Below are 17444 nucleotides of genomic sequence, written 5' to 3'. Positions count from 1 at the left end.
AGGACTAAAAAGTTTTATCCCCAAAGGTAGTGAAAAACGGGTTAAAATCGATCTACGTATTGACATTCGAGTTGAAAATAAATTACTCAAACCGGATGGATTTGGCGGGAGTGATCCTGGCGACGAGATAAGAGGGTCCGATCATCATCAGTAAGGAGGCGATGAGCGCTCCGATATTAAGAAGAATGATATAGAGTGGATTCAGATCTACCGGAACTGCCGAGAGGTAGTAAGTGGCAGGATCGAGTTTTAATAGTTGGAATTTATCCTGAATAAGACAAAAAATCAGAGCTATAACATTTCCCCATAACATACCTTGTCCGATAAGGAAAGCTGAAAGATAAAGAAACACTTTGCGGATACTGAAATCTCTTGCTCCCATCGATTTCAACATGCCGATCATATTGGTACGTTCCAGAATGATGATAAGCAAGCCGGAAATCATGGTAAAGCCCGATATCACCAGCATAAGGATGATAATCACCCATACATTCATATCAAGCAGATTGAGCCAGTTGAATATCATGGGATTGATGTCTTTGATGGAACGGGTGTAAAGGGCGTTGCCAAGCCGGTCTTTGTAGGAGGCCATATCGAAAAACAGATCCTGTGCGATCCGGTCGAGGTTGTTATAATCATTCACTAACACTTCGATGCCACTTACCATATCCGGATCCCATCCGTTGAGGGAGGCAAGCACATTATCTTCTACAATCACAAAAAGTTTATCGTAATCTTCGAAATTAGTACTGTAGATACCTCTTATATGGAATCGGCGGGCACGGACGGGTTCCTGTACGAAATAACAGGTGAAGTTATCTCCGATTTTAAGCCGGAGTTTATCGGCTATATTTTTAGAAATAATAGCCTGGTTGCCTGTAATGGTATCGTTGAGCTGGATAGTGGTACCTTCCAGCATGTTCTTCTTGAAAAATTTCCAGTCATACTTTTCAGAGACTCCTTTCAATATCACTCCCATAAAATCATCGTCGGTCTTGATAATTCCCGGTTTGGTGATGAATTCCTGGAAGTGTTGGATATTGGGGTTTGCAGAGAGTATAGCTCCAAGGGTATCGGAGAAGGAGATAGGGCTATGTTCATAGGAGGAATTACTCTCGAAAGCTGTAATCTGGATGTGGGAGCCAAACCCCACCACTTTAGCACGTACTTCTTTTTTGAAACCGACAATGATACATACAGCCACGATCATTACTGCCAATCCCAGCGCGATGCCGGCAATGGCTATTTTGATGGCAGGAGAAGAGACCCGTTTGTCGTTCTTTTTGTCGCCTTTATAGATTCGCCTTGCTATGAAGAGCTCCGCATTCATCTCTTTTTGTATGTGGATAGGCCTCCAGTGCTTTTTCGAGCACCGTGAGCGCATTGTTCAAATCATCTTTATTGAGGACATAGGCGATACGTACTTCATTTCTGCCGAGCCCCGGTGTGACATAAAAACCGGATGCAGGTGCCATGAAGATGGTCTGGCCCTGATAACGGAAGTAAGAGAGGCACCAGGCACAGAAAGCGTCGGCATCTTCAAGAGGAAGCCGCGCCAGGGTGTAGAAAGCACCCTGCGGCATGGGCGAATAGACCCCGGGGATATTGTTCAACCGTTCTATAAGGAAATCGCGACGGCTCTTGTACTCGTCGAAATTATGCTGCATGTAGTCTCCATTTTCCTGTAAAGAAGCGTTTGCCGCAATTTGTCCGATAAGAGGAGGGCTCAGGCGTGCCTGACAGAATTTCATCACAGTATCGTGTACTTTCCGGTTCTTGGTGATAAGTGCCCCGATCCGGATACCACATTCGCTGTATCGCTTCGACACAGAATCGATCAATACCACGTTCTCTTCCACATCCTCCAGATGACAGGCTGAGATATAGGGAGTATCGTTATAAATAAACTCGCGGTACACTTCGTCAGAAAAGAGGTAAAGGTCGTATTTTTTTACCAGTTGCCTGATTTGCTCCATCTCCTGTGGCGTGTAGACATAACCGGTAGGGTTATTGGGGTTGCAGATAAGAATACCTTTGGTATGGTCATTGATTAGCTTTTCAAATTCTTCGATCGGTGGAAGGGCAAATCCTGATTCCATGGTGGATGGGATAGTACGGATGATAGCGCCTGCGGAAATAGCGAAAGCCATATAATTGGCGTATGCAGGTTCGGGAACGATGATTTCATCATCCGGATTGAGACAGGCCATAAAGGCGTAAAGTACCGCTTCTGAGCCACCTGCAGTGACAATGATCTCTTCAGGGGTGAGGTCGATATTGAACTTCTTGTAATAATTTACCAGATTCTCCCGGTAAAACCGGTATCCATCGCTAGGACTATATTCCAAGGTAGTACGGTCGATATTGCGGATAGCCTCTAAAGCCGATGTTGGGGAGGGCAAGTCGGGCTGTCCGATATTGAGGTGATATACCTTTACCCCCTCTGCTTTTGCTGCGTCAGAAAGGGGAGCCAGTTTCCGTATGGGTGAAGGGGGCATTTGTACACCCCGGTGCGATATATGCGGCATAATGTTCGCGTTGATTGTAACCTTTGTAAATCTTTTCCTTATAACATGATGAGGCGCAAAGGTAATAAAAAAGTTGGATTCTGCTCCATTCGGGGATGGAATAAAGTAGACCTGTGATGTGAGAGGAAAGAGGAGTGGAAAGAGAAATATCTATAGAGGAAAAGAGTGATTAAAGAGTCGCTCTTCCGCCAGTTTTTCATATTTTGTGTTCTCCCGTCCATAATTGGCATAAGGATAGATGCTGATGCCGCCGCGGGGAGTGAATATACCGGTCACCTCAATATACTTGGGATCCATCAGTCCTATCAGGTCTTTCATGATGATGTTCACACAATCTTCATGGAAAGCGCCGTGATTACGAAAACTGAAGAGGTAGAGCTTGAGGCTTTTGCTTTCAACCATCTTTACGTCGGGTATATAGTCGATACGGATGGTCGCAAAGTCAGGCTGTCCTGTGATAGGGCAGAGGCTGGTGAATTCGGGACAATCGAAGGTAACCCAATAGTCATTTCCCTGATGTTTATTGATGAACGCTTCCAGTACCTCCGGAGCGTAATCTTGTTTGTATTCCGTTTTACCACCCAGGTGGCTAAGTCCTTCTTGTTCCATATTATTTTGTTTGTCAGATGTTTGTGTATAAATCTATGAAGTAATGGTTGATATTGCCTGTTCTGTCCTGATGCATGACTTTTTATCGTTCCGCCAGATAATCCTGCAGTCCCTTGTTCCGTAGTTTGCAGGCGGGACAATGGCCGCAGCCTTCCGCAAGGATACCATTATAACAGGTCAGCGTCTCGTTTCTTACGATATCGAAAACGCCAAGTTCGTCAGCCAGTCGCCATACTTCTTTCTTATCGCGCCACATAAGCGGTGTGTGTATCACGAACTGCTTGTCCATGGCGAGGTTGAGTGTGGTATTCGCCGAGCGGATAAAAGTATCGCGACAGTCGGGGTAACCGCTGTAATCGGCTTCCGATACTCCTGTTACTAAATGTTTGATCCCTTTTGCATAGGCGATGGTAGCCGCAAAAGTGAGAAATAGCAGGTTTCTGCCCGGTACGAAGGTGTTGGGATAAGAACCGGCAGGTTGCTCTTCGTCCATCTGTACGGAGAAGTCGGTAAGCGAGTTGGGTGCTAATTGGGAAATAATACCTGCATCCAGTATCTGGAAAGGAATATCGGCTATTGCTGCGATTCGGCGTGCGTTCTCTACTTCCTGGGAATGGCGCTGCCCGTACGTGAAGCAAAGTGTATGAGTATTTCTGAACTGTTGCTTTGCCCAATAAAGGCAAGTGGTGGAATCCTGGCCGCCTGAAAAGAGCACCAGGGCGTCCTGATTTTTATAATCTTTCATCATTCTTTGTTTTTTATGTGGTTTCCTAAGCTACACAGAAAAGCATCCGCTTTTCATTGCAAAGGTAAGAATAATTAGATAAATACCACATCCTCAATCTTAACAAACACGTAACATTTTTGTAACTATATTGTAACATCCATGTCGTAATTTTGCGCAAAATAATGAATCATAGCAACTTTTTATTGATGCAACGAATATTTCAGTTTTTACTTCTACTTTTGCTACTCATTTCCTGTAATAATTCCACTGATGTGGAGAAGAGCGGTTCCGGAACAACTCTATCGGGTGCCGGTGCTACTTTCCCCTATCCTTATTATAATATTGTTTTTCGCGATTATATGCGATTAAACAGTGGGATGACAGTAAATTATGGTGCTATTGGAAGTGGCGGGGGAATTCGTAGTCTACGAGACCGATCGGTACATTTCGGCGCTAGCGACGCCTTTCTCAATAGTAAGGAGATCGAATCGATGAAGGGAGAAGTGATCCATGTACCCACCTGTATGGGTGGCGTGGTAATGGCTTATACTCTCAAGGGAGTGGATAGCCTCCGGTTGACAGGGCCTCTCGTAGCCGATATTTATCTCGGGAATATCAGGAAGTGGAATGATCCGAAAATCAGAGCCATCAATCCTGATATGCCATTGCCTGATCTGGATATCACTCCGGTTTACCGGTCGGATGGTAGCGGTACTACCTATAACTTTTCGGAGTATCTGTCGATGGTAAGCTCCGAGTGGGGCACTGTCATGGGAAAAGGAAAAGCCCTGAAGTGGGAAGCCGGTATTGCCGCAAAAGGGAATCCCGGCGTGGCAGGTATCGTGCAACAGACCGAAGGAGCTATCGGTTACATCGGATCGGAATATGCTCTTACGCTCAAGTTGCCGGTAGCAAAACTCAGAAACAAGGCGGGGAATTATGTAGAGGCTACGCTTCAGACCATCTCTTCTGCTGCCAATGTGGAGTTGCCGGATGATATGAGAGCATCCATTATCGACTCGGATGATCCTAATGCTTATCCTATAAGCATTTTTACATGGATACTTGTTTATAAGGATCAACAGTATGGCAACCGTACAAAAAAAGAGGCGGAAACACTTGTCGATCTGTTAAACTATATGATCAGTGATGCAGGACAAAAAGTGGCTGCACAAATAAATTATGCGCCTCTTTCTGCTCAGGCGATAGAAAAGACGAGACGGCTGATTGGGGAGATACGGTATGGCGGTGAGGAGATTCACAATTGACAATGGAAAATGGAGAATAATGTGCCAATGTGCCGATGTGGATAAGATCAAAAATTCCAAGTCTAAAAGTCTTGATTCTAAAAATCTTGGCTCTCTTTTAATTGTGAAAAAATGAAAGATAAATTATTCCGGATATTGCTTTTCATAGCGGCGTTAGTGATCCTGCTACTCGCGGCAGGGATTATTTACGCCTTGGTGAACCGTTCTTTGGAGGTATTCGGAGAATATGGGATTTGGGGATTTGTGACCAATGCCGAGTGGGATCCCCGTTCGGCGACTGAAGAGTATGGGGCACTCTCCTTTATCATGGGGACAATCTATACGGCATTCTTTTCCCTTTTGCTTTGTGTTCCCTTTGCATTGGCGGTAGCTTTATTCAATGGTGAATATTTCAAGGGCAGCAAACTATCCTCTTTCGTGAGTTCGATTGTAGATTTGTTGGCTGGTATCCCTTCCATAGTATACGGTCTGTGGGGGTTCTATACCGTCCGGCCTGTCATCATTGAGATGGGGGTGAATGCACAGGGATTCGGGATCTTTCTTTCATCGGTTGTATTGGCCATTATGATTATCCCTTATGCTTCGTCGCTCAGCGCCGAATTCCTGTCGATGGTACCCAACAAATTGAAAGAAGGAGCTTACAGTCTGGGAGCCACGCGCTTGGAAGTGGTGCAGCATATCAGTCTGCCTACGGCTGCATCGGGGATTTTAGCCTCTTTTATCCTTGCATTGGGACGCGCTCTTGGTGAGACAATGGCCGTAACCATGCTGATAGGTAATACCAACAGGATACCGCAGGGGTTGCGAGATACGGGAAACACCATGGCGAGCGTGATTGCCAACCAGTTTGGTGAGGCCGACGGCCTTAAACTCAGTGCACTGATCGCTATCGGTCTGTTACTCTTTATCATTACGGCGATCATCAACTTGGTGGCGAAGATGGTAATGAAAAAATTAGCACGCGTATGAGCCGGAATAAAATAACAAATATGGGATGGCGGAAAGGAAAAGACAAGATGGCTTTTGTGCTGGTCGGACTCTTCTCCCTGATAGCTATGTTCCCCCTTTTCTTTATCTTATGGGACGTAGTTTCGAAAGGGTATAAGAACTTCAATTTACGCCTCTTCACCGAGGTAACTCCTTCGTCGATGGATGCCATGTTGGCAAAGATGAATGGTGAACCTATCCCGGGAGGAATATTGAACGGTATCACGGGTACGATATTGATCGTAGGGATGGCCGTCATCTTTTCGGTGTTCCTGGGGCTGTTCATCGGCATTTACCTCGCTGATAACCGGGGAAAACGGTTTGCAGGTGTGGTGAGTTATCTGACCGACCTGTTACAGGGAATGCCTTCCATTGTGATCGGTATCATTGCCTATGCATGGATCGTGAAGCCCTTGGGCGGCTATTCGGCCCTGGCGGGTAGTGTGGCGCTCACCATCATGATGCTGCCGATGATTGTCCGCTCTACCGAAGAGACATTGAAAATGTTACCGGTAGCCTATAAGGAAGCCGGTCTAGCGTTGGGTTCGTCATATACCAACGTGGTATTCAAAATATTGATCCCTTCCGGATTTGGCGGTATCTTTACCGGGATACTCCTTGCCGTATCGCGTGTAATGGGAGAGACGGCACCACTGATGCTTACAGCACTCGGTGCGTCTGTTGTAAACTGGAAAGTGATGGAACCGACCAGTGCCATCCCCCTGTTGATTTGGGATTTTTATAACGACCCGAATCTGGTGGATCTGATCTGGTCATCATCGCTTCTTTTATTGATCGTTATATTCCTCTTAAACTGGATAGCTAAAATCGTAGCACGTAAATGGAAAGTGTAAAAATAGCAAACGGAAAAAGTCCTATTCTTCAATTGAAAGAGGTATCGGTCTCCTATTCACCCGGTAGTTATGCGGTGAATAAGGTGACGACCAGTATCTATGCGAACACCATTACCGCCATCATGGGACCGTCAGGCTGTGGAAAAAGTACGCTCCTGCGTGCCATTAACCGCATGCATGATCTTTATCCCAATATTAAAACCACCGGTGAAATCACCCTGAAAGGGAGAAATGTACTGGAGATGGATCCGATGGAGGTGCGTCGTATGGCGGGGATGGTGTTTCAACAACCCAATCCTTTCCCCACGATGAGTATCTATGATAATGTGCTGGCAGGATACAAGTTGAATGGTATTGTCGTGAAAAAAAAGGAGAAAGATGAGATTGTGGAGCAAAGCCTACAAAACGTGGGACTGTGGGACGAGGTGAAGGATGTGATGACCAAAAGGGGATCGTTCCTCTCGGGGGGCCAGCAGCAACGGCTTTGCATAGCGCGTGCACTTGCCCTTAATCCGGAGGTACTGTTGATGGATGAACCCACTTCGGCACTCGATCCGATCTCTACCAATAAGATTGAAGAGCTACTGTTACAGTTGAAACACGATTTCACTATAATCATCGTGACTCATAACATGTCGCAGGCCGCACGAATATCTGATAATTCGATGTTCATGTATCTGGGAGAACTGGTAGAACATGGAAATACCACGCAAATGTTTACCAAACCCCAGAATAAACGTACCGAAGAGTACCTGACAGGTGTTTTTGGGTAGTTGCTCTGGTATGAAATTTTTTTCGTATATAACATTGAATATTGAAAAGAATCAAGAGAGTGAATGTTTGCGATGTGAGGTAAATAAAAATGATTATTTTTGCTTGTCATAACATGATGCTAATGATTCTGTTTCGGCAAGCCAATATAAATAGGAGAAACAATGAATAACGGGAATGAAAAGGCTAATAGTCCATACGTCAAGGGAATCAAAGACAACTATATAGATCAGTTGCATGGTGATTTCCAGTTGATTTCCGAACTGGTCCTGACACAGATAAAACTGGCTTCCGAACTAGTTCGTGATAACAGAAACAAAGAGATTATCCCCCAGTTGAAACGGAACGAGAAATTGATCAACTCTCTCGATGTTACCATCAAGGAAAAGGTGATTCACGCAATCATGCTTTTCACACCCAGGGCTTCCGACCTGCGCAGGCTGATGGCTTATCACGATATGACCATCTCCATGGAGCGTGTAGGCGACCTGATTGAGAATATCACTTTCGCATTGGAAGAGATTGATTTCTCACTGACGGGGTTCGAGAATTACAAGAAACCGATCGACAAGATGTTTGTACAGACCGACAAGATGTTGAAGAACGCACTCTTCGCTTTCACCGGTGTGAGCAACGAGATGGCTTACGATACCATACAGATGGATGATAAGGTGGATAAGCTGGAGAAGAAGATCGAGCGCAAACTGGCGGAAGATTTCCAGAATGCAGCTCAAAGTGTGCAGTCGCTGGTAAACATTATGAATCTCAATAGTATCTCCTATTATCTGGAAAGGATCGGGGATAAGGCGGTGGATATTGCCGAATCGGCGGTGTATGTGATTGAGGGAAGGGATATCCGTCATGTGAAAGAATCCAAAAAGCCGGCTACCGGTATAAAATCAGGAGATGAATAAGATGGAAGGTCGAATTTTAGTGGTCGATGATGAAAGGGATATCTGTGATATCCTGCAATTCAATCTGGAGAACGAAGGTTACATAGTGGATGTGGCTCACTCGGCTGAGGAGGCAGTGGAGATTATTACCGATATTCACAGGCTCATTATCCTTGATGTGATGATGGGAGGAATTTCCGGATTTAAGTTGGCCGAAAAATTACGGAAGTCGGGAAATTCCATGCCGATCATCTTTCTCACTGCCAAGAATACCGAGAACGATATGTTGACCGGCTTCTCATTGGGAGGGGATGATTATATTGCCAAACCGTTCTCCGTGAAGGAAGTGCTCGTCCGCGTGAAGGCACTACTCAAGCGAAGTGCACTCGCTGCAATGCCTCCGGTCAAACCTGTACCAACAGAATGGAGTTATAAAAGCCTTATTATCGATCTGCAAGGAAACCGGGTGACTATTGACGGAAATGAGATATCACTCACCAAGAAAGAGTTCGAGATACTCTCTCTGCTGGCACGCACATCACCTAATCTTCTTACTCGTGCGGAAATACTAAACAATGTATGGGGAGAGGATGAATTTGTACTCGACCGTACTGTCGATGTCCATATCACTCGCTTGAGAAAGAAGATGGGAGATTACGGAAGTATCATTGTGAACCGTTCCGGGTTTGGTTACTATCTGAATATAGAAACAGGTGTTTAAATTATTTTTTCACTTCCCAGTTCCAATAATATCCAACTTCCAAAATATGCAACGAAAAATATCCTTCAAAACACGGATTGTAATTATCTTCTCAGTGATCATAGCATTGTTCACTGCGGGTATTATCGTGTTCGAGCAGCAACAATTCAAAAATGAACGCACGCGTAGTCTGGAACGTACGCTTGAGAACAATGCAGATATTGTGAGTAAGTATATCAACCAGAATGGCATTGATTTACAAAATGATCCGGCGCAGGTTGTAGAAATGTTGCGCTATATGTCTTCTGATGTACGTTTTACTATTATAAGCTGGGAGGGACGGGTTCTCTTTGATAATCTTCTTGGAGCCAGTGAAATGGGGAATCACCTGAAGCGCCCCGAAGTACAAAAATCGATCGGTTTTGGTAGTGGTTCCAATATCCGCCTGTCTGAAAGCGATAACATTGAATATCTCTATTATTCTAAGAAATATGATGAGGGTTATTTTATCCGGTTGGCAATGCCATACGATGTGAAACTGCAATCGTTCATCAATTCCGGTAGCTCGTTTATCATCTATATTCTTCTCTTTTTTGCGTTATGCATATTGATAATGCTCTATTTCTCCAACCGATTTTCCAAATCGTTGAAAGAGTTAAGGGAGTTCTCTTTGAACATGAAGAATGGATCGAAAATGCCTGTCAGCTTTGTGTTTGCCGATGATGAGGTGGGAGAGGTGAGCGCCGATATTGTCGAGAATTATAATCTGCTACAGGAGAATAGGCGTAAGCTGGCGACAGAACGCGAGAAACTGCTGCAACATTTTCAACTCTCGGAAGAGGGAATCGCCATCTTCTCGAAAGATCATAGGGAGATCTATGCCAATTCCCATTTTCTACAATTTCTGAATATGATCCTCGACAAACCCACATTGGAGCCCAGACTGCTTTTTGATGATCCTATTTTTAAGGAGTTTGTCGACTTTCTCAATACCAAACCCGGAGCATCCAACATGTTCTCGAAGCGGATAGGGAAAAGTGGGCGGCAATTCAGTGTGAGGATAATTATTTTCGAAGATGAGAGTTTTGAACTCTATATCAGTGATATCACTAAATTGGAGAAGATGCGGCTACTCAAACAGGAAATGACCAATAATATCGCACATGAGCTACGTACCCCGGTCACTAGTATCCGCGGTTATCTGGAAACTATTCTCAATCTTTATGATTATAATGGTGAAAACAGTGAGCGTATTCACGGTTTTCTCGACAGGGCCTATACGCAGACTATCCGTCTCTCCGAACTGATACAGGATATCAGTATGCTAACCAAGATTGAAGAGGCTCCCGACCGGTTCGAACAGGAACCGGTGAACATGCATGACCTTCTGGGTGAACTCAGTAATGATCTGTCCGACAAACTAAAGGAAAAGGATAATACCTTTACGGTAGAGGTAGACCATAATGTAGTGATCTATGGTAGCCGTACTCTTCTTTATTCTATTTTCCGGAATCTGATTGAGAATTCTATCTCCTATGGTGGAACAGATATTGATATCGTAGTACGTTGTTACAACGAGAATGAGAATACTTACTTTTTTGAATTCTACGATACCGGAACAGGTGTTGATGAAAAGCATCTGGTTCGTATGTTCGAACGTTTTTACCGGGTGAATGAAGGACGAACGCGCAACACCGGTGGATCGGGACTGGGACTCTCCATCGTCAAAAATGCCGTGCTGTTTCATAAGGGTAGTATCGTGGCAAAGAATCGACCCGAAGGAGGATTGCATTTCCTGATGACTTTCCCTAAAAATCCGATAAAGATTGCCTGAATAATCCTTTATCGTTGTATCTTTGTTGGGAATAGAAGATTAAAAGAAAAATCATGAAATTTATCGGAGCTCATATCAGCGCATCGGGAGGTGTGGAGAATGCACCCCTCAACGCATATGCCATCGGGGCAAAAGCTTTTGCTTTCTTTACAAAAAACCAACGTCAGTGGTTTGCCTCATCCTATACACAACAGAATATTGATCTTTTCAAATCGCGTTGCGAGGAATTGGATTATTCACCCAACCATATCCTGCCACATGCCAGTTACCTGATCAACCTGGGACATCCCGAGGAGGAGGGCTTGAACAAGTCGAGGGCCGCTTTCAATGACGAGATGAAACGGTGTGAGCAGTTGGGGATCAACCGGCTTAACTTCCATCCGGGAAGCCATCTGAACAAGATATCCATCGATGCCTGCCTCGACAGGATTGCCGAATCGATCAACATCGCGCTGGAAAAGACCAACGGAGTGGCTGCCGTCATTGAGAATACAGCCGGCCAGGGTAGCAATCTCGGCCATACTTTTGAGCAGATCGCCCATATCATCGATAAGGTAGATGACAAGGGTCGGGTAGGAGTTTGCCTCGACACGGCACATACCCTTGCCGCCGGTTACGAGATCAGGACGAAGGAAGGGTATGAGAATACTTTTGAACAGTTCGGGAAGGTGGTAGGGTTCCGCTACTTAAAAGGGATACATATCAACGATTCGAAAAAAGAACTGGGCTCGAGGGTCGACCGGCATGATAGCATCGGTAAAGGATTAATGACCATGGATCTGTTTTCTTTCCTTGTCAACGATCCTCGCCTCGACGATCTACCACTCATTCTGGAGACCCCCGATGAATCGCTTTGGGCAGAAGAAATCCAATTGCTTTATTCTTTACAAAAAGGGATTTTATTATCGTTATAATAATCAAAGAAGGTTGGTAAGATTCCATTTGATTAGAATATGACAAAGGCCTGCTTTTGGGAAATAATCCCTTATGCAGGCTTTACTGATTGTATCTCGTCTAACTGGATTTCTAACCGAATCTATCCAAATCTTGAGGAATTTCTATCCAAATTTTAAGGAATCCCTAATTGAAATAAAGAAAATCCCTAACCAAATTTAAGGGAGTTCCTAACTAAAATAAAGAAAAATCCTAACCAGGCTTAACGTAAATTCTAATTGAATCTTAACAAAATCTTAGTCCAACCTAATTTCGTCAACAAAAATAAATGCTTTGCCTCCTTTTCCGGGATGCCATTCCGGCATTACCGAGGTTTTCACTGTCACCTTAAAATAGCGGGATATTACCGGATCAAATGATACTTCGTGGGTGAATATCCCTTCGTAATTTTCAGTGGCGTCATCGGTAATATTTTTTGAGGCTACTGTCGTGAAATTCTCGTTATCGGAGGATATCGCGATTTCGATGGCTGAAGCATTGAAGATCCAGTCACCTGTGATTACATCTGTACGTATTTCTGCTTTACTGATCTCGGTAGGTTCCAGCATATCGACGACTGCGACAAGTCCTTCTCCCACGAAGCCCATCCATCGTCCGGTACGATAGTTGGTATTCGTTCCATTAAGCCCGTCCACTAACAATGTAGCTCCCGTATAAGTATAGTTGGATGCCGGCTTTGTCAATAGCTCTATGGGCTTGTAAGTCGATTTGCTGACTTTGATTGTTTCACTGAAAACAGGACTTTTTTCTCCATTGTTACGGATAGCTACCGCTTTCAATACGGCATCTTCCTGTATGGAGAATCTCCCGTCATAATGCAGTGATGTATTGCTTGGTTCATTGCCGTCCAGTGTGTAATAGACAGGAGCATTGTCCACCGTCGAGAATTCCACATCAAGTGCATTCTTTTTGGTATTGGGAGTCAGCGTGGCCTGCACATTAAATATATGCTTGGCGTAGTTGTATCCTAACTTGTCGTAGAGCGCTATCAGCCTCGGCAGTCGTTGCAGGAACTGTTGGTAATCTTTTTTGTCGGGCTGCATCCATTGCACCTCACTCAAGGCTGCCAGCCTCGGAAGAAGCATATATTCCACATGATCCGGTGTTTTAATATATTCAGTCCAGAGGTTTGCCTGTGCTCCCAGAATATGCCCTTTCTGTTCAGGGGTAAGTGTTTCAGGTGCCGGTTCAAAACTATATACCAGTTCTAACGGTACATATCCACCAATGCCGAAAGGTTCTTCTTCTGTATTCTGTGATTGGTAGTAGTCGAAGTAAGCATAGGTAGTGGGAGTCATGATCACGTCATGTCCCATCTGGGCAGCTTGAATACCTCCACCCATACCTCGCCACGACATTACCGTGGCGTTGGGAGCCAACTCTCCTTCCAGGATCTCATCCCATCCGATAATCCTACGTCCGTGGCTATTCAGAAATTGTTCCATCCGGGCAGTCACATAGCTTTGGAGATAATGCTCGGCAGTATGTCCGTTACGGTCTTTCAATCCCAGTTCCTTTATGAGTGCCTGACATTTGAGACACTCTTCCCAGCGTGTTTTGGGCGACTCATCCCCTCCGATATGGATATACTCCGACGGAAATATCTCCATCACCTCTGTCAGTACCGCTTCGAGGAAGATATAGGTCGAGTCGTTTCCTGCACAGAGCACATCATCAAATACTCCCCATGATCCTTCCACTTCATAGGGTCCACCTGTACATCCCAGTTGGGGATAAGCTGTGAGTGCGGCCAGCATATGTCCGGGGAGATCTACTTCAGGGATTATGGTGATATAGCGCTCCTGTGCATAAGCTACCATATCCCTGAGTTCCTCTTTCGTGTAGAATCCTCCATGTGGTATGCCGTCATATTCACCACTATTGTGTCCGACTACTGTCTCTTTGCGCATCGAGCCTATTTCCGTGAGTTTGGGATAAGCATCGATCTGGATGCGCCAGCCCTGATCGTCGGTCAGGTGCCAGTGGAAACGGTTTATATTATGCAGCGCCAGCAAGTCGATGTATTTCTTTACAAATTCCACCGGTTCGAAATGGCGTGCCACATCGAGCATCGAGCCGCGGTAGCCGAAGCGGGGAGCATCGTTGATAGTGGCCGGGGAATAGGAAACTGTACGGGTTTTCTCCACCGGTGTGGCTTTCCTTAATGACTGGATACCGTAGAATACCCCTGCTTCGGAAGCGCCTTCGATACGGATCGCTTGTTCATTGATGGTTATATGGTATGCTTCCAGATTCTCATTGGCCAGTCCGGTGGATAGCATAATGGTGTTCTGTTCACGCATATCGGAAGTGACAACAGGTTTGATCCCTGTGGACAATTCCAGATATTCCGCCAGGAAAGCAGCGTTGCGTTGCATCTTCTCATTCCCTTTGGGGAATACAATATGAGTGCTTGCTGAGAGCTTGAAAGGTGTTCCCTTTTGTTTGACTATTTCGTTGGGCAAGGGTACTATTTCGTAGTTGGCCTCTGATGTAGAACTACCTCCCGTGTTACAGGAGACAACGAGGAGAGCGATCGCTATGGCTGTGATTGTTTGCAGGATTCTCTTCATTTTTCTCGATTTTATAATTACGCATTTGAAGATACAAAGATATTTATTTAGGCATAAATTTAGTGATATCCTTAAAAATAGATTGCCAGAGAGACGGGGATTGATGTAGTTGGTCAAGATCGACTTCACTGAACGAATCCTTATTCAAAAAATAGAGTTTATCATGATGTAGAAACATATCGGGAGAAGCTTTCAGAGTCGCCACCGATTTGTCCGAATTGTCGAGCACAATAAAGTCTGAGTCATTTTTCGATATTAATGTATACTGTGGATTGCTGGCCTTTTTATAATACAAGTCATTCTTGCCATAAATTAAAACAGTTTCTAAATTGTCGGTTAGTACGAAAATACGATCTTTAGATGTCATCATCAAGTTGTAATTATAAAATTCGGAAGCCAGCTCTTTGAAAAAAGGATCATTGCCCTTACAATATATTCCGGACTCAACAAAACTGTCTAAATATTCACCCTCCTCTAATTCTAAAACTTTTTCAGCGGTCCGTACACCATCATTCAACGAATAGGAAACAATTTTTTCTTCAAAAACCACAAATATCTTATTATTTACTACCTGAAAATTACGGATAAACTCTTTCTTCTCCGGAATAGAGGTAAAGTATAATTGCTTGCCACTCTCTAAGTCGAAAGATGCGAGATAGGGATCGCCGATCATTGAAAAATTCCCGTTGTATTGTGCATAGCCGCGGTTAATCATATAAACTGTGGAATCAATCAGAAATAATGATGATTTAGAGGTCTTTTTCTTCGGTAACGAAGTAGACCATACTGTTTTGCCAGAACTATCAATCCTGGATATCTGATCTTTTGATGCGAGTATGGTATTCTCGTAAGGATCAATAAGCATGTTCGATACCATATCCGAAGATACATCCGGCTGAGCCTGATAGACATAAAGTCCGGTAAACATGCCCATGATGATGCCAAAAAGATTGATGCCAACCATTTTGCCAATTTCTTTCCTGGTGGTATTTGCCTTGTGGCTCCACCCATTTCCTGTTGCCAGATTGATGGCTTTTATGCCATCCACTGAGATCAACAGAATAGAATCATTCAGCATATATGCGTCATTCCATCCTGACGAACGGTTGATTCTTTTCTTCCATAATTCCTTTCCGGTCGTTAAATCAATAGCGGTAAGTTTATTGGACATGGATTGCAGTGGATAGCCGATACCGATATTCAGAAACGGATCAACAAAGTAAAACTCATTCCTGTTTTCCCACAACACATTGCCCGTTTGGGGGTGCAGGCAGAAATTCTTCTTCTTTTCAGAAAGAAAGTAGTAGTTTCCCTGTTGTCTTACCTCCGAAGATGTATAATTCATTGGGCGGTTCCATTTCACTTCTTTGGTTTTCAGGTCGACCATCTCAAGTATGCCACTATTTTTGAATGAAGCCTCTTTATCGTTTGATTCCTTCAATTCGAGTAATAAGTTGTCGGAAAAGCCATCCCAATGCCATCCGGATATTTTTCCGCCTGCCATATATCGTATTGTGGCAAGAGGAAGCCCTGTCACGGATGAAGTGCCAACGGTCGAATCATTTATTGAAAATAATTGAGTTGATGTTTGTGCGATTATTACCCGGAGAAAACAAAACAGTGCTATAATGGCTATAAGTCTTCGTTTCATACGGTTGCAAATTTAGGAATATAGTATTGAAAATCTCAATTATTGTTGCAAATCATATCACTTCCCATCGCTCGGGGATATAATTTGTATCGAAGCCTGATATGAACCTGTAGGTGTTGCAGGAGCCGAGGATACCGATACCGTTGACAATATTGCTATGTACCTGCACCGGTTCGATGAACGGAGTATCGTAGGATCCTTCCGATTTGTAGCCGGAGATGACGTATTGATAGAGATCTTTTGAAACTTCGGCAATTTCAATGACCAGTTCCACTGTTGCATTCATGTTACCGCGCCCGTCATCTACTTTATTTCCTTCGTAATAACTGGCAGTTTCAAGTTTATCGATGAACGTGAAGTCGAAAATGATATCTTTCCCGTTCACCAGCATGTCGGAAAAGAGATTGTCGGTCCTGTTGATCTCCCAATCATCACCATAGAGATCTTCGAAGAGATCATTATTGCCGCTAATACTATTCTTTAATAACTCGCTTAATTTCAAATCAGTTATCTTAGTCATGAAAATTTCACCATTGCGCAAGTAGTTCCGTGTGGCTTTTATAAAGTAATAATTCTCTTCACCGGCGGCATCTTTCAGTATCAGCCGGGTACTCATGTGGCGGTATGTGGTTTTGATCAACATCCGAGGATCATAAGGTGAGGTGTACTCTTCTTTCTTAACGGTGACAGTTGAATCGGCTACCGTGACGGTGGGTTTCTTCGGTACGATTGTCTGTGAGTAGACCTGATCGAAGCCATCAGCTTTCGCTTCTATCTTTATCTGATCACCGGGCTGAGGGAGGTAACTCCCCTCGTATGTCCCATTTGTGGTGTGCGAGAGTTGCTCTTTTAAAATGCCATTCACCCATACTGATACCGTACCGTTAGAGATATTTTTGACGGGATACCAGTCTCCGATGGTGAAACGGCTTTGGGAAAGGTGTACGGTGATGATGGAGTCGGGGGTAACGATGCTGTTCATCACCAATAGCGGGTCGGCAATCTCTCCTTTGAATTCGATGTCTTTTTCGCAGGAAATAAGACAAAAGGTGAAGATCGAGAGAAAAAGGGTGTATAATCTATTTCGTTGCATTG

15 protein-coding genes are annotated in these 17444 nt (G+C 44.3%); 8 read left to right on the top strand and 7 right to left on the bottom strand.

Annotation, left to right across the window (positions count from 1 at the left end; translation table 11 throughout):
* Positions 1-82: 82 nt before the first annotated feature.
* The 4 genes from VB073_RS07455 to queC form a co-directional block, all read right to left on the bottom strand.
* Positions 83-1330, bottom strand: coding sequence for an ABC transporter permease (locus VB073_RS07455; RefSeq protein ID WP_323403529.1), 1248 nt, complete (start codon positions 1328-1330; stop codon positions 83-85).
* A complete protein-coding gene (locus VB073_RS07450; RefSeq protein ID WP_323403528.1) occupies positions 1293-2528 on the bottom strand; it encodes a pyridoxal phosphate-dependent aminotransferase in 1236 nt (411 codons plus the stop codon). The genes VB073_RS07455 and VB073_RS07450 overlap by 38 nt, the downstream gene beginning before the upstream one ends.
* A 150-nt stretch (positions 2529-2678) precedes the next feature.
* A complete protein-coding gene (gene queF, locus VB073_RS07445) occupies positions 2679-3137 on the bottom strand; it encodes a preQ(1) synthase (RefSeq protein ID WP_323403527.1) in 459 nt (152 codons plus the stop codon).
* 82 nt (positions 3138-3219) lie between these two features.
* A complete protein-coding gene (queC, locus tag VB073_RS07440; RefSeq protein WP_323403834.1) occupies positions 3220-3882 on the bottom strand; it encodes a 7-cyano-7-deazaguanine synthase QueC in 663 nt (220 codons plus the stop codon).
* Positions 3883-4070: 188 nt separating this feature from the next.
* On the opposite strand from queC, the gene pstS reads away from it, so the two are divergent.
* The 8 genes from pstS to nfo all read left to right on the top strand — a co-directional run bounded on the left by pstS (position 4071) and on the right by nfo (position 12085).
* The gene (gene pstS, locus VB073_RS07435) at positions 4071-5132 is read left to right on the top strand and encodes a phosphate ABC transporter substrate-binding protein PstS (RefSeq protein ID WP_323403526.1); all 1062 of its coding nucleotides are present in this window, start codon (positions 4071-4073) and stop codon (positions 5130-5132) included.
* 111 nt (positions 5133-5243) lie between these two features.
* A complete protein-coding gene (gene pstC, locus VB073_RS07430) occupies positions 5244-6101 on the top strand; it encodes a phosphate ABC transporter permease subunit PstC (protein WP_323403525.1) in 858 nt (285 codons plus the stop codon).
* Entirely contained in the window at positions 6098-6973 is an 876-nt protein-coding gene (gene pstA, locus VB073_RS07425) for a phosphate ABC transporter permease PstA (protein ID WP_323403524.1), read from the top strand. Before pstC ends, pstA begins: the two co-directional genes overlap by 4 nt.
* Positions 6961-7746, top strand: coding sequence for a phosphate ABC transporter ATP-binding protein PstB (gene pstB, locus VB073_RS07420; RefSeq protein WP_323403523.1), 786 nt, complete (start codon positions 6961-6963; stop codon positions 7744-7746). The genes pstA and pstB overlap by 13 nt, the downstream gene beginning before the upstream one ends.
* Positions 7747-7908: 162 nt before the next feature.
* Positions 7909-8658, top strand: a complete 750-nt coding sequence (locus VB073_RS07415; RefSeq protein WP_323403522.1) for a phosphate signaling complex PhoU family protein — start codon at positions 7909-7911, stop codon at positions 8656-8658.
* Between the two features lies 1 nt (position 8659).
* Positions 8660-9358 (top strand): response regulator transcription factor, encoded by a 699-nt coding sequence (locus VB073_RS07410; protein WP_416349520.1) that lies wholly within the window; start codon positions 8660-8662, stop codon positions 9356-9358.
* A gap of 46 nt (positions 9359-9404) precedes the next feature.
* Complete coding sequence (locus VB073_RS07405) at positions 9405-11171, top strand: ATP-binding protein (protein WP_323403520.1); 1767 nt, start codon at positions 9405-9407, stop codon at positions 11169-11171.
* A gap of 53 nt (positions 11172-11224) precedes the next feature.
* Entirely contained in the window at positions 11225-12085 is an 861-nt protein-coding gene (nfo, locus tag VB073_RS07400) for a deoxyribonuclease IV (RefSeq protein WP_323403519.1), read from the top strand.
* 276 nt (positions 12086-12361) lie between these two features.
* On the opposite strand, the gene VB073_RS07395 is transcribed toward nfo, so the two are convergent.
* From VB073_RS07395 to VB073_RS07385, 3 genes are read right to left on the bottom strand one after another with little or no spacing between them, the layout of a single operon-like run.
* Entirely contained in the window at positions 12362-14698 is a 2337-nt protein-coding gene (locus VB073_RS07395) for a glycoside hydrolase family 20 protein (protein WP_323403518.1), read from the bottom strand.
* A 43-nt stretch (positions 14699-14741) separates the two neighbouring features.
* Complete coding sequence (locus VB073_RS07390; RefSeq protein ID WP_323403517.1) at positions 14742-16349, bottom strand: hypothetical protein; 1608 nt, start codon at positions 16347-16349, stop codon at positions 14742-14744.
* 52 nt (positions 16350-16401) lie between these two features.
* Positions 16402-17442 carry a DUF4249 domain-containing protein gene (locus VB073_RS07385; RefSeq protein ID WP_323403516.1) on the bottom strand — a complete coding sequence of 347 codons (1041 nt, stop codon included), beginning with the start codon at positions 17440-17442 and terminating at the stop codon, positions 16402-16404.
* Positions 17443-17444: the final 2 nt, after the last annotated feature.

This window comes from Proteiniphilum sp. (genome assembly GCF_034927365.1).
In the GTDB taxonomy this organism is placed as follows: Bacteria; Bacteroidota; Bacteroidia; order Bacteroidales; family Dysgonomonadaceae; genus Proteiniphilum.
The sequence above is the reverse complement of the archived record's forward strand: the minus strand, read 5'-3'. Positions and strand labels throughout refer to the sequence as shown.